Source organism: Shewanella sp. M-Br, from assembly GCF_036245925.1.
GTDB classification, from domain to species: domain Bacteria; phylum Pseudomonadota; class Gammaproteobacteria; order Enterobacterales; family Shewanellaceae; genus Shewanella; species Shewanella oncorhynchi.
On the sequence record NZ_BJBV01000005.1, the window covers coordinates 15,975 to 27,512 of the forward strand.

17 protein-coding genes are annotated in these 11,538 nt (G+C 44.7%); 11 read left to right on the plus strand and 6 right to left on the minus strand.

Annotation, left to right across the window (positions count from 1 at the left end):
- Positions 1 to 104: 104 nt before the first annotated feature.
- From ccoP to ccoN, 4 genes are read right to left on the minus strand one after another with little or no spacing between them, the layout of a single operon-like run.
- A complete protein-coding gene (ccoP, locus tag AAA952_RS05065) occupies positions 105 to 1,073 on the minus strand; it encodes a cytochrome-c oxidase, cbb3-type subunit III (protein ID WP_113940484.1) in 969 nt (322 codons plus the stop codon).
- A complete protein-coding gene (locus AAA952_RS05070) occupies positions 1,073 to 1,249 on the minus strand; it encodes a CcoQ/FixQ family Cbb3-type cytochrome c oxidase assembly chaperone (protein WP_028759966.1) in 177 nt (58 codons plus the stop codon). Before AAA952_RS05070 ends, ccoP begins: the two co-directional genes overlap by 1 nt.
- Positions 1,250 to 1,260: 11 nt before the next feature.
- Positions 1,261 to 1,887, minus strand: coding sequence for a cytochrome-c oxidase, cbb3-type subunit II (ccoO, locus tag AAA952_RS05075; RefSeq protein ID WP_028759965.1), 627 nt, complete (start codon positions 1,885 to 1,887; stop codon positions 1,261 to 1,263).
- A gap of 13 nt (positions 1,888 to 1,900) precedes the next feature.
- The gene (ccoN, locus tag AAA952_RS05080) at positions 1,901 to 3,337 is read right to left on the minus strand and encodes a cytochrome-c oxidase, cbb3-type subunit I (RefSeq protein ID WP_028759964.1); all 1,437 of its coding nucleotides are present in this window, start codon (positions 3,335 to 3,337) and stop codon (positions 1,901 to 1,903) included.
- Between the two features lie 224 nt (positions 3,338 to 3,561).
- On the opposite strand from ccoN, the gene AAA952_RS05085 reads away from it, so the two are divergent.
- Positions 3,562 to 4,047 (plus strand): hypothetical protein, encoded by a 486-nt coding sequence (locus AAA952_RS05085; RefSeq protein ID WP_445190372.1) that lies wholly within the window; start codon positions 3,562 to 3,564, stop codon positions 4,045 to 4,047.
- Positions 4,048 to 4,124: 77 nt separating this feature from the next.
- Here the strand turns inward: AAA952_RS05085 and AAA952_RS05090 are convergent, their stop codons facing one another.
- The gene (locus tag AAA952_RS05090; RefSeq protein WP_338254992.1) at positions 4,125 to 5,696 is read right to left on the minus strand and encodes a DUF3369 domain-containing protein; all 1,572 of its coding nucleotides are present in this window, start codon (positions 5,694 to 5,696) and stop codon (positions 4,125 to 4,127) included.
- A 180-nt stretch (positions 5,697 to 5,876) separates the two neighbouring features.
- Between AAA952_RS05090 and AAA952_RS05095 the strand changes: the two genes are divergently transcribed.
- Entirely contained in the window at positions 5,877 to 6,095 is a 219-nt protein-coding gene (locus tag AAA952_RS05095) for a hypothetical protein (protein ID WP_338254994.1), read from the plus strand.
- Positions 6,096 to 6,156: 61 nt separating this feature from the next.
- A complete protein-coding gene (locus AAA952_RS05100) occupies positions 6,157 to 7,452 on the plus strand; it encodes a tyrosine-type recombinase/integrase (protein ID WP_338254996.1) in 1,296 nt (431 codons plus the stop codon).
- Between the two features lie 109 nt (positions 7,453 to 7,561).
- On the opposite strand, the gene AAA952_RS05105 is transcribed toward AAA952_RS05100, so the two are convergent.
- Complete coding sequence (locus AAA952_RS05105; protein WP_063882988.1) at positions 7,562 to 7,870, minus strand: hypothetical protein; 309 nt, start codon at positions 7,868 to 7,870, stop codon at positions 7,562 to 7,564.
- Positions 7,871 to 8,063: 193 nt separating this feature from the next.
- Between AAA952_RS05105 and AAA952_RS05110 the strand changes: the two genes are divergently transcribed.
- From AAA952_RS05110 to AAA952_RS05145, 8 genes are read left to right on the plus strand one after another with little or no spacing between them, the layout of a single operon-like run.
- Positions 8,064 to 8,219 carry a hypothetical protein gene (locus tag AAA952_RS05110; protein WP_219250734.1) on the plus strand — a complete coding sequence of 52 codons (156 nt, stop codon included), beginning with the start codon at positions 8,064 to 8,066 and terminating at the stop codon, positions 8,217 to 8,219.
- On the plus strand, positions 8,216 to 8,443 hold the full coding sequence (locus AAA952_RS05115) for a hypothetical protein (protein WP_198573986.1): 228 nt from the start codon (positions 8,216 to 8,218) through the stop codon (positions 8,441 to 8,443). Before AAA952_RS05110 ends, AAA952_RS05115 begins: the two co-directional genes overlap by 4 nt.
- On the plus strand, positions 8,431 to 8,655 hold the full coding sequence (locus AAA952_RS05120; protein WP_198573985.1) for a hypothetical protein: 225 nt from the start codon (positions 8,431 to 8,433) through the stop codon (positions 8,653 to 8,655). The genes AAA952_RS05115 and AAA952_RS05120 overlap by 13 nt, the downstream gene beginning before the upstream one ends.
- On the plus strand, positions 8,646 to 8,825 hold the full coding sequence (locus AAA952_RS05125) for a hypothetical protein (protein ID WP_219250736.1): 180 nt from the start codon (positions 8,646 to 8,648) through the stop codon (positions 8,823 to 8,825). Before AAA952_RS05120 ends, AAA952_RS05125 begins: the two co-directional genes overlap by 10 nt.
- Complete coding sequence (locus tag AAA952_RS05130; protein ID WP_338255005.1) at positions 8,815 to 10,725, plus strand: rolling circle replication-associated protein; 1,911 nt, start codon at positions 8,815 to 8,817, stop codon at positions 10,723 to 10,725. The genes AAA952_RS05125 and AAA952_RS05130 overlap by 11 nt, the downstream gene beginning before the upstream one ends.
- Complete coding sequence (locus AAA952_RS05135; RefSeq protein ID WP_338255008.1) at positions 10,704 to 10,904, plus strand: hypothetical protein; 201 nt, start codon at positions 10,704 to 10,706, stop codon at positions 10,902 to 10,904. The genes AAA952_RS05130 and AAA952_RS05135 overlap by 22 nt, the downstream gene beginning before the upstream one ends.
- Positions 10,897 to 11,127: a hypothetical protein gene (locus AAA952_RS05140; RefSeq protein WP_338255012.1), complete on the plus strand. Its 231-nt coding sequence runs from the start codon at positions 10,897 to 10,899 to the stop codon at positions 11,125 to 11,127. Before AAA952_RS05135 ends, AAA952_RS05140 begins: the two co-directional genes overlap by 8 nt.
- Before the next feature lies 1 nt (position 11,128).
- Positions 11,129 to 11,512, plus strand: a complete 384-nt coding sequence (locus AAA952_RS05145; protein WP_338255014.1) for a hypothetical protein — start codon at positions 11,129 to 11,131, stop codon at positions 11,510 to 11,512.
- Positions 11,513 to 11,538: the final 26 nt, after the last annotated feature.

The window sequence follows — 11,538 nt, forward strand, 5'->3', positions numbered from 1 at the left end:
ACCCATTCAAAAAATTTGCGCCATTTTACCGTTAAAAGCCGGTTTTAGCACTTTAAAAAAAAAGGCCTCGAAGTCTTCGAGGCCTTAGTGTTACTTATACCTAATTACTTGTTTGACAAGCTATAAACATAAGCTGTAATGACGTGAACTTTCTCTTCACCGAGAACGTCTTTCCACGCTGGCATCACACCTGCGCGACCATGTTTAATGGTCTCTTCGATCATGCCACGGCTACCGCCATATAACCAAACATCGTCAGTTAAGTTAGGAGCACCCATAAACTTGTTGCCTTTAGCGTCCATACCATGACACGCGAAACAACCTTTCATGAATGAGCCTTGACCTTGGGCAGCGAGTTTCTCGTCATGCTCACGACCAGACAATTTAACAACGTATTCAGCTAAACCAGCAATCTCGCTATCTTCGATTGGCAAACCACCTTTGGGTGGCATCATGCCATGACGACCTGCCATGATAGTGGTCTTAATCGTGGCTAATTCACCACCATATAACCAGTCACCATCGGTAAGATTAGGGAAGCCTTTGCTACCACGTGCATCAGAACCATGGCACTGAGCACAGTTTTGCAGGAACAAACGGCCACCCACTTTCAACGCTTCTTGGTTTTTCACTAATTCTTCTAGTGGTGTTGCCAAGTAAGCCGCGAAGATTGGGCCATATTTGTCATCGGCGTGCTTCACTTCCTGATCATATTGCACCCAGCGACCTTCTTTTGCGGCTAACTCAACCGCGGCAGCAGAATCGGCTTTAATCCCCTGTTCAGTACCAATACTTTGGTTCGCACTGCTCCAGCCTAATAGGCCTTTGTAGTTGCCTAAACCAGGATATAAGGCCAAATAGATCAAGCCAAACACGATAGTGATATAGAACATATAACTCCACCATTTTGGCAGTGGGTTATTGAGTTCTTCAATACCGTCGAAACTGTGACCCATGGATTCGCCTTCTTTTACGTCAGTGGTGTTCTTAGAACACACACGCAGTAATAGAAAACAACCCGCGATCACGACTAACGAGAGTACAGTAATCCAAACACTCCAGAAGCTACTCATCACTTATTCTCTCCTGAGTCCTTCGATACCTTGTTGACTTCCTCATCGGAAAACACAAGGTTAGCTGCTTCATCAAATGATTTTTGACGACGCGAGCTATATGCCCAAGCAAATATACCGACGAAGGTCAGCATCACAATGATGGTTAAAATGCCTTGTAATGTGCCGTAATCCATATATTGCCTCCTTATTTGAGTGCGTGACCCAAAGACTGAAGATATGCAATCAAGGCGTCCATTTCTGTCTTACCCGCAACAGCTTGCTGTGCGCCTGCGATTTCTTCATCGGTATAAAGATCATTACCTTTGTAACCGCCTTTATGCAGGTTACGTAGGATAGTCATCTTGTCACCCGTTAGTTTGCCGTCTAACTTGTTTTCGGCTAACCATGGGAACCCTGGCATATTCGATTGAGGAACTACAGCACGAGGATCGATTAAGTGAACTTCATGCCATTTATCGCTATAACGACCGCCAACACGTGCAAGATCAGGACCCGTACGCTTAGAACCCCATTGAAATGGATGATCCCAAACTGATTCGCCCGCGACAGAGTAGTGACCATAACGTTCAGTTTCTGCACGTAAAGGACGGATCATCTGGCTGTGACAGTTATAACAACCTTCACGAACATAGATGTCACGACCTTCAATTTGCAGGGCAGTGTATGGCTTTAAACCTTCAACTGGCTCAGTCGTATCTTTTTGAAAAATCAACGGTGTGATTTCAACGAGACTACCGAAGCTGATAGCGATAACAGTAAAAATCGCTAACAAACCGATGTTTTTTTCAACTATCTCATGATTAAATTTCATCGAGTTTGCTCCTTTAAGCCGCTGTTGGTTCAGCCAATGCTGGCAATGAATCTTTAGAGGCTTTCACAGTACGGATCACGTTATATGCCATGATCAGCATACCGGTCAGGAAGAAACAACCGCCAAGGAAACGTACGAAGTAGAAAGGATAAGAAGCTTCCAGACTTTCAACAAAGCTATAAGTCAAAGTACCGTCAGCATTCACTGCGCGCCACATCAGACCTTGCATTACACCTGAAATCCACATAGAGACGATGTAAAGCACAGTACCAATAGTTGCTAACCAGAAATGGACGTTAATTAACTTGATGCTGTACATACGGCCGTGACCGAACAATACAGGGATCAAGTGATACAGAGAACCGATTGACACCATTGCAACCCAGCCTAGCGCGCCGGAGTGAACGTGACCGATAGTCCAGTCTGTATAGTGTGATAGCGCGTTAACTGTCTTAATTGCCATCATAGGGCCTTCAAAGGTAGACATACCGTAGAAAGACAGAGAAACAACTAAGAAACGTAACACAGGGTCAGTACGCAGTTTATGCCAAGCACCAGACAAGGTCATGATACCGTTAATCATACCGCCCCAAGAAGGTGCGAATAGGATCAGTGACATCACCATACCTAAAGACTGAGTCCAGTCAGGTAAAGCTGTGTAATGTAAGTGGTGAGGACCAGCCCAGATATACAGTGCGATCAGTGCCCAAAAGTGGACAATAGAAAGACGGTAAGAGTACACAGGACGACCTGCTTGCTTAGGTACGAAGTAATACATCATCCCCAAGAAGCCTGCGGTTAATAAGAAACCTACAGCGTTGTGACCATACCACCACTGCACCATAGCATCGACAGCGCCGCTATACAGAGAGTATGACTTGAACAGACTGACTGGTACTGCCATAGAGTTAACTATGTGTAGTACGGCAACGGTAATAATAAAGGCACCAAAGAACCAGTTCGCCACATAAATATGCGAAGTTGTTCGTTTGATAATAGTACCGAAGAACACGATAGCGTAGGACACCCAAACGATAGTAATTGCGATATCGATAGGCCATTCTAATTCAGCGTATTCTTTTCCTTGGGTGAAACCCATTGGTAAAGAGATAGCTGCTGACAGAATGATGGCTTGCCATCCCCAAAACGTAAATGCGGCTAACTTAGGTGCAAATAGTCGGGTTTGACAGGTGCGTTGTACGACATAATAGGATGTTGCAAAAAGGGCTGATGTACCGAACGCGAAGATCACCGCATTGGTGTGTAATGGTCGCAAGCGACTATACGTTAACCAAGGAGTGTCAAAGTTCAGCTGAGGCCAGATTAACTGAGCCGCAATTAATACGCCGACTGACATACCAACAATACCCCACAAAACTGTGGTTAAGGCAAATTGGCGGACAATGGCGTAATTGTAATCAGCGCCTGTTGGCTGGGAATGGTTCATCATAATGCTTCCACTGCTTATTACTTTTACTTTTAGTAAAGACAAGCTTTACCTGTTATAAATGACATAAAACTCAGCCTCCCTATTAAGGTTGCTGAGTGATGTCAATGCGTTACCCTGCATATTTTTGCTCAAATATGAGGTTTCGCAATGATACTTGAGCCATATCAAAAAAGATACCAAAGAAGGGGTGTGGAAAGTTGATCTAGATCAACCTACGCCATAGAATGTTAACATATTGCATCATAAGGTTAATCTTTGTGCTAACTCGTCTGAGTCCCTATTTATTTATTGCATTATTTAGCTTCAATCTCACAGCTTGTAAGGAAGATGCAAAGCAAGTCACACTTAAAAGCAGTCTTGATCCTTCACTTTGCCAATTTTCTAAGGGGGATTGTGTTAAAGAAGTTGGGGATGTTGAGCTCACTTTTCGCTTGTCACCAGGGAGTGCACCAAGCGAAAAGCCATTGACATTACAGTTGTTATCTTCCATGCCAATTTCTAATGTGCAAATCCGCTTAGAAGGAAGAGACATGTTTATGGGTGTTATTCCTGTAAATGTGAAGCAAACTGACAAAATGACTTATATCGGTCAGTTAGTCTACGGTTCTTGTAGTAGTGGCTACATGGTTTGGCGTGGCTTTGTTAGTTTTAGCGTTAATGGTGAAACTAAAACGGCTGTTTTTGATTTTCTCGCAGATGACAATGGTTAAAACTGCCTTGATATATCTTTGAAAGTGCTTGATATGGCTTTCTAAACATCAAGACCATCAACTGGGCATATTACAGATTAGTGATCCTTCCAGTTTTCTTTTACTTTGACAAAAATGTCTACATTTTCAATAAAGAGTTGTAATAAGTGAGGATCAAAGTGTGTTGCCGCCCCTTTACGCATTTCAGCTAAAACCTCTTCTAAAGGCCAAGCTGTTTTATAGCAGCGGGCATGGGAAAGGGCATCAAACACATCTGCGATTGCTACAATCCGCGAGAAAATGTGAATTTCGTCTTGTTTTAGATTTGCAGGATAACCAGAACCATCATATTTTTCATGATGTTGTAGTGCAATAATTGATGCGGCCTTTAGTATTGGTCGCTCAGAATTTGCAAGAATTTGATGGCCAATCATAGGGTGCTGACGCATAACTTTCCATTCTTCTTCATCTAATTTGCCGGGTTTAAGTAGGACAGCATCGGGGATCGCAATTTTGCCTATATCATGCATTGGTGAGGCACGGCGCAGTAAATCGGCTTCGTATTCACTTAAACCGGCGAGTAATGCTAATTGAGAACAATACTCCGCCATACGTTTCACATGATTGGCAGCTTCTTTCGAGCGGCTTTCAACAACATCACCTAAACGTAAAATAAGCTCTGATTGTGTATCTTCCACCTCCTGATTGAGCAGCAAATTTTCAAAAGCTATGCCCACGTTGATGGCAAAAATATCAATGAGTTTCTTATCAAGATCATCAATTCTATCAATACCATCCATATAAAGTAGATTGATTAAACCGCCTTTGGTGGGAAAGTAACCGATAAAACAATTGTCTTCATAAAGGCACCGCTGTTGGGTGAGCGCACTGCGCAGTAGACGATCAATATGTTCAGGTAGTTGCGTAATGTGGGATTTATTAGCAAATTGGCCAGTACCAGCAAGGATTTCTATATTGACAGGTTCAACATGACCACTAATCGCATCAATTGCATTACAAGTCAGCAGTAGCGTTTCTGAATCGAGATTAAGTAGAGTGGCCACTTGAGTCAGTAGCCCATCGGCGAATTTATGTAGGGTGCGCAGTTCAAATAATCCTGAGGTGGCTTCTAGTACTCTTTCTAAGCCCTTACGGTGATTTATTTGGGTGCGCCTTGCTTGCTCGATTTCCATGATATCGCGATAAGAGCGAAGGGCTGAGTAGACGCTGGTCATCAGCTTACGGGAATCCAGTTCAGCTTTTGCTTTGTAATCATTAATATCGTAATTGACGATAACGTCTTCTTCAGGTGCTTGCCCTGGCTGGCCTGTACGTAAGATCAATCGAGTGGTTTTATTCAGTAATTCTTCACGTATCCACTTTACTAGTTCTAACCCTGCATGGTCACTTTCCATGACAACATCAATAAAGGCAATGGCGATGTCATGTTCTTGATTGAGTAATTCTTTTGCTTGTTCGGCACTATAAGCATTGATAAAGGTGAGGGCACGGCCATCAAGTTTAAAGCGGGAGAGGGCAAGCTTAGTGACGGTATGAACATCAGGTTCATCATCGACCACTAATACCTTCCAAGGAATACCAGACTCTGTTGTCTCGGTAGACTTTTTACCGGAAAAAAGAGGGTTTTTCTTTGCAAGATCAATCAGCATCCGATACCTCATTCAAGTAAAAATAATGATCACATAATCAGTGTAGTAGACACATTTCAAAGCGGTGCAAAATCTTGCATAAAATAGCGAGGTGAGTGGCAATCCTTAAATTACATTGTTGATAACGATTCTCATTTGTGTATTCTGTTACTATCAAACAATGATAGGGAGGGAAAGGGCATGACTAATCGAATTAACTTATCAATTTCAGCGCATAAATTGGCACAGCTAATACATGATGGACACATCTGCGCATCTGACTTCACGTGCTTAGATAGCCAATCGAAACAGCAAGTGTGGCAGCTATGCTTGATCTGTTGCAAAAAGCGTATTACTTGTCAGCAATGTTCATTTTCAATTTGCACTAAAAATCTGACATATCTTGATGCCGATAAATAACATTATCGGCATTTGCGTTTAAGTATTATCATACAAGAAACTCTTATAATTCAGATGTAATATGCAACTTCCTCCAGTAATCCCGCTATTTGACTCATTTGAATTCATACAAGTTGGCAATAGTGTTGTTAACCAATATATCACCCAAATTAGCATGAAAAAGGTGGTTGATGCGGGCTTAGTCATCGAGCATGCCAGTGATTGGCTATTTGAGCAAAAGCATAACGAAAACAACTATAAAGCTTATCGCAGTGAACTCACTACGTTTCTGCATTGGTGTTTTGATGTAGTTTCAATGTCTCCCATTCAAGTTACGCGCAAAGACATGAGCCGTTACGTTGATTATTGCCAAGCACCGCCGATAGCACTGATCGGTTATTTTAATGTGCCACAGTTTAAGTACGATAAACTGCATGATGAACGGGTTCCAAACTCGCAATGGCGACCATTTGTCGGCAAAAAACAACTCGGGCAAATACAGCCTTATGTGTTAAGCGATAATGCGTTAAAAACAAAAATGGCCATTTTGTCTTCGTTTTATTCGTACCTGACAAGTGAAGAATATTGTGAGCGGAATCCTGCACAAATCTGGCTTAATCACAGTCGATTTGCAGCAAACAGGCAATATCAGCGTCAAAGTCATGAAGATGAAAATAGTCTCGCATTCACTGAATTACAGTGGTCATATATTATGGCGACCGTTACTGGACTAGCAGAAGAATTTCCTGAGTTACATCAAAGAAGTTTATTCCTCGTTATATTGATTTATTGCTGTTATTTACGCATTTCAGATGTGTCTGCACGTGCGGGTTATTCGCCGGTGATGAACCAGTTTAAACGTAATCAGCAAACGGGCATCTGGAGTTTTCATATTCCGTTGAGTAAAGGTGGTAAAAGACGCAGCGTTGCGATTTCAAAAGCTTTGCTCGATGCATTAGTCAAATATCGTCAGTTTTTAGGATTAACGGATTATCCAGGACCAAACGAAAATCATCCTTTGTTTGTACGGCATAAAGCTGCTGGACGCGGCCGAGATGTTGGTATCCTCAATGCCAATCTAGGCATTCGTCATGTTCGCGACGAAATTCAAAAAATAATTAATCTGGCTGCAGAACGTATAGAAATCGATGGCTTTACACAAGATGCGGCGCAGATGCGCAAACTTACTGCCCACAATATTCGTCACACTGGTATTACGCACGATATCAATATCAACCGCAGACCGTTATCCCATGTACAAGCCGACGCTGGCCACGAAAGTATCGACACTACATCGCAATATTTGCACACAAGCCAAATTGAACGTCATGAGAGTGCGTTCAACAAACCAATCGATCATTTGAAAGGTATAGAGTGATTCGACACAAAGCTGCGCACAATGTATAGATCGTTACATTATTGCAATTATTGTTAAGTTCTTTATTTCAAAGGTTTAAGAAGGGTAGTCCGACGAAACACTTTCTTGATTACTGACCTACCTCCTCACAAAATGAGTCGTCGAATTTAGCATGTGCTATCGCTTCAATTAGACGGCTTATTTGTGCTTTCGCTTCGGGATCTTTCTCTCGCCATTCAAGGCTATACAGCATTAATACCCCTGCATTTATCTGCAAGATTTTACCGAATTGGATTAAGACTGAATTCTTAGGAAAAGCGGTGTTATTTCGCCAGCATGATACGCCACCCCGAGAAAAACCAAATTTCTGTGAAACCTGATAGTCAGAAGTGAGGCTGTATGCGGCTCGAACTAAATCGAGTAAATCAGATGGGTTCATATTTTCTAAAATCCATTTCCTTGCCTTGTTGGCTAATTTTAGTCCATGTTTCAATCAAGTTTATACGTCAAATGCACATTTGACGGTTCAAAGTAAATTAAACATCATGTTCCTGCCTTGTGTTGGGCGCTGGTCGTAGGACGCGACCAGTTAGCCCAAATCCAAAACAAGGTTAAACACAGGAGCAGACTAAATGACCAGCTACAAGAAAGTACCGAATTCAAATATTGAAGTCCCCGTATGGATGGACGCCACAGCCTTAACTAAGCCAATCAGTAACGCTTTGCGCCAACGGAATGCGGAAATTATCCGCCGCCTGAAAGAAAAATTTTTCGGGGGTGCAAGATGATTATTCAAATGAACATCACCACAGAAATGCGCCAGCGTTTGGCTTTTGCTGAAACGCTTTCGGTTGATATCAGTGCTCACCCTGAAATAGCAGAGCTTAAGGCTGACTTGGTCGCCGCTCATGCGCATATTGAACACCTTCACGGCCTTGTAAAAAAATACAATCTGACGAGAAAAATTGCTGAGGTAGTTAGCGCTTGGGAGGAATCCCAATGTCAACTTTAGCTGCATCTTTTGAAGGCGTTCAGCGTCTAAACCCTAACCCTAAATGGTCGCATGTCCCGTTTTTCCTGTCGCAATGTGAAAAATACATTGAAATGTCAGAGCGCTACATTTTGCGTGGTCATATCAAATTAGCCGTCCAAGCATTTGATTGTGCACAGGGATATTTGAGCCTTGCCAAAGATGCGGAGCTTAGGGGGCGTTCATGCAATTAACCGCCTACGCTCAGAGCCTTGTTGATTACGTCAACACACATACACGTTATGGCGAAATAGGTAGCCAAGTTTTTCTTGATGAATGCTTGGAGCCAAACTGGCGCTTAATGCAGGAACAGCCACCGATTAATGATGTGATCATTAGCGAGGGGGGCGACGATGACGAATAGCGCCGCCTTGCCACGGAATCAGACCAAAACCCTACAACAGAGGAGTAATGAATTATGGACAACCGCTAAACCGATAAAGGGGGCGCGGGTGCCCGTTTCCAGTGTTGAGATAACAGAGGAAACGCCGCCGCTCACCTTCGAGCCGCAAGACTTAACCGCCCCAAGGGGCGGTATTTTTGTATCTGAATTTGAGCAAGCAGCGGCCGAAAAATTAAAACTGGATTTAATGCGTCGCAATGCCAGCTTTTTTGCTGAAATGGCACTGAAAAACCCAAGCCCCGCAGGGCGGCCAACGGCCGAGAAAGCTAGGCTAGTCAAGGATTGCAAAAGTCCGACAGGCCACACAGTTGCCACGACAAACGCCCGTAAACAAGCCCGCATTGGTCGATATCTTGAACATTTACGCGCCAAGGATAGCGAGGCTCACGGCAGTGTTGCCGCCTCGCTTGGCGTGAATCTCGAAGCCTCAGAGCGTTTTATTGTTCGCGACATTTACGAAAAAGCGCCCGATACCGTTGCCCATGTGCCTAAAGTCGGGCGGGTAAATCTGGAAACGGGCGAAATATTGCCGCCGATGGACAACAGTACTCGCCACGACAAAAGCGGGGTGGTGATCTGCAAGACGCCAGTAGTCAGAGTTTCCCACCGCGCATGGTCCAACGAATACCGGTTAAGAGTTCAGGCCGACATGCCGCCGAGCGACGCGCCGCCGCAACAGTCGGGCGATAGAGTGACCAGCGATTTAAGCAGTCGCGGAGCCCGCAATATTTTAGATGCTGGCGCTTATATGGCCGCTGTCAAAGGCGGGTTTACCACGTTCTTAACCCTGACTTTTAATAGCGAAGCCCGAGAGCGGATCATTAGCGGTGATTCGACGATTGGTGCGGAGTGTTCGCGCTTCTTTGATGCCGCCAGCAAAATGTATCAGCGCGGCTGGTCTGCAGATGGGGCAGTCCTAAAAACGGAAAACGGCTTTGATTGCATTGGCGCGACGGATTTTGTCGAGCCGATGGGCGATAAGCTGGATTATTTATGGGTAGCCGAAGCGCCAAAGAACAAACAGGGCGAAGTTAACCCGCATTGCCATGTGCTGTTGCGCTGGCAGGTTGAGCCGTATTTGTTCCATGACTGGGCAAAGCGGATAGAAAATTTATGGGGGCAAGGATTCGCCAACTTGCAGCGCATAAAAAGCGCCAATGCCGCAGGGGGCTATTTACTCAAAGCCTTGGGCTATCTGACCAAAGGCGAAAAAGCCGACCAAGGCGAAATCAAAGGCAACCGCTATAACATTTCAAAAGGTGCCCGCGCCGAACCGTGGGAAACCATCGCCAGCTATCACGCCGAGCACATGGCCTCAATCATTGGCGAAATCAAATACAAGTTGGACAACCGCGCCGCGCCAATCCGCAAAGAGATTGGCCGAGCTTATGGCGCACTCGAAAAAGCAATCCGCGATAAAGCCGTGATGCAAGCGCAAAAACGCGCCGATGCCCTCGCAAAAATCAATAAACGCATTGCCGAGCTTGAGCAAAAAATCAAAACCAGTAAAGCCGCGCTCAAAGCGGGCGAGGTTCGCGCCCAAGATTACCAACTCACTTTTAAAGGTGCCCAATCACTCGCCAAGTTTTTCAATTGGGCGATCGGTGCTCGCCAGTGGCAAGGCTTAAGCCGTGAGAGTGAATTTATCGAAAACCGCATTTGTAAGCGCCTTTGGACAAAAGGCATCAAAGCCGCCCGCGCAACTTATAGCGCTGTGCGCAATCGCATTGCAGAAAAAGAGCGGCTTTGGTCGGCATGGCTGGCCGAGAAGTTAGCGCCTGAGAGTGATCGAGAACTAGAAATCTTAACCCACCAACAAAACCTGAAGGAGTACCACCAATGGCAATTCAAGACTTGCTAAAACAACACACCAATATCGGCGCGACAATTGAAGCCGCGAACAAGGCAATGCCGTTTCAGGCCATGACCTTAGCGAAAAAAGCCGCTAGTCAGAGTCACGAATTAATTGGCGATATTATTGACCATGTGAGCGCCCTTGAAGCCCGTATTAGTAAAATGGAGGCGGCAATCAATGGGTAACGCAGCATATAAACGCAAAATGGCAGCGGAGCACAATGCCCGTTATGCGCAACGCGATGCGGTGCGGCCGAAATTAACCCAAGTGCCAGGTCAAAAGGCGGAGAAAAAAATCGACCTAAAGCCAACCGAGCCAGAGCAACAACCGCCTAAACGCAAAGGTCACTTTGTCAATTTGTTAATGGCTGTATTTGCTGCTTTTATGCCTGCGTCATTAAGGGGGTAACATGGCTAGAAAACCTAAAAACGACGATATAGGCGAAATCCTATGCCCGTTCTGCAATGAAAAAGCCCCAGTGCGCCGCGACATTAACGGAAAACTTTATTATGTGAGCAAGGCGGGCATGATTAAGCCCAATATGCCTAACGGTCAAGACTGGATGTTAGAGAATGCGGTGATCTGGTCGCCAACGCAAAAGGCTGAACACAGCGCCGTAACGGAAACCGAAAAAACCAAACCCGTAACGAGTCCGACCATGCTCAATGGGGTAAAAATTCCGCCAATACCCGCCCGTGTACCCGTTAACGAGTCCACAGGACAAAATCCCGTTACAGGGTCAGAATCGCCGCCAGAGCAAAAGCCAAGCTTTGTGAAGTGGCTAATCGGTTAAAGCCAGTTCATAAAGCCCATTAACGG

Bases quoted from the DNA above. Each gene is read 5' to 3' on its own strand.
- AAA952_RS05070 (WP_028759966.1), bottom strand. From the start codon at position 1,249: ATGGATTACGGCACATTACAAGGCATTTTAACCATCATTGTGATGCTG.
- AAA952_RS05085 (WP_445190372.1), top strand. From the start codon at position 3,562: ATGTTAACATATTGCATCATAAGGTTAATCTTTGTGCTAACTCGTCTG.
- AAA952_RS05105 (WP_063882988.1), bottom strand. From the start codon at position 7,870: ATGAACCCATCTGATTTACTCGATTTAGTTCGAGCCGCATACAGCCTC.
- AAA952_RS05095 (WP_338254994.1), top strand. From the start codon at position 5,877: ATGACTAATCGAATTAACTTATCAATTTCAGCGCATAAATTGGCACAG.
- ccoN (WP_028759964.1), bottom strand. From the start codon at position 3,337: ATGATGAACCATTCCCAGCCAACAGGCGCTGATTACAATTACGCCATT.
- AAA952_RS05090 (WP_338254992.1), bottom strand. From the start codon at position 5,696: ATGCTGATTGATCTTGCAAAGAAAAACCCTCTTTTTTCCGGTAAAAAG.
- AAA952_RS05115 (WP_198573986.1), top strand. From the start codon at position 8,216: ATGATTATTCAAATGAACATCACCACAGAAATGCGCCAGCGTTTGGCT.
- AAA952_RS05100 (WP_338254996.1), top strand. From the start codon at position 6,157: ATGCAACTTCCTCCAGTAATCCCGCTATTTGACTCATTTGAATTCATA.
- AAA952_RS05110 (WP_219250734.1), top strand. From the start codon at position 8,064: ATGACCAGCTACAAGAAAGTACCGAATTCAAATATTGAAGTCCCCGTA.
- AAA952_RS05120 (WP_198573985.1), top strand. From the start codon at position 8,431: ATGTCAACTTTAGCTGCATCTTTTGAAGGCGTTCAGCGTCTAAACCCT.
- ccoP (WP_113940484.1), bottom strand. From the start codon at position 1,073: ATGAGTAGCTTCTGGAGTGTTTGGATTACTGTACTCTCGTTAGTCGTG.
- ccoO (WP_028759965.1), bottom strand. From the start codon at position 1,887: ATGAAATTTAATCATGAGATAGTTGAAAAAAACATCGGTTTGTTAGCG.
- AAA952_RS05140 (WP_338255012.1), top strand. From the start codon at position 10,897: ATGGGTAACGCAGCATATAAACGCAAAATGGCAGCGGAGCACAATGCC.
- AAA952_RS05125 (WP_219250736.1), top strand. From the start codon at position 8,646: ATGCAATTAACCGCCTACGCTCAGAGCCTTGTTGATTACGTCAACACA.
- AAA952_RS05145 (WP_338255014.1), top strand. From the start codon at position 11,129: ATGGCTAGAAAACCTAAAAACGACGATATAGGCGAAATCCTATGCCCG.
- AAA952_RS05130 (WP_338255005.1), top strand. From the start codon at position 8,815: ATGACGAATAGCGCCGCCTTGCCACGGAATCAGACCAAAACCCTACAA.
- AAA952_RS05135 (WP_338255008.1), top strand. From the start codon at position 10,704: ATGGCAATTCAAGACTTGCTAAAACAACACACCAATATCGGCGCGACA.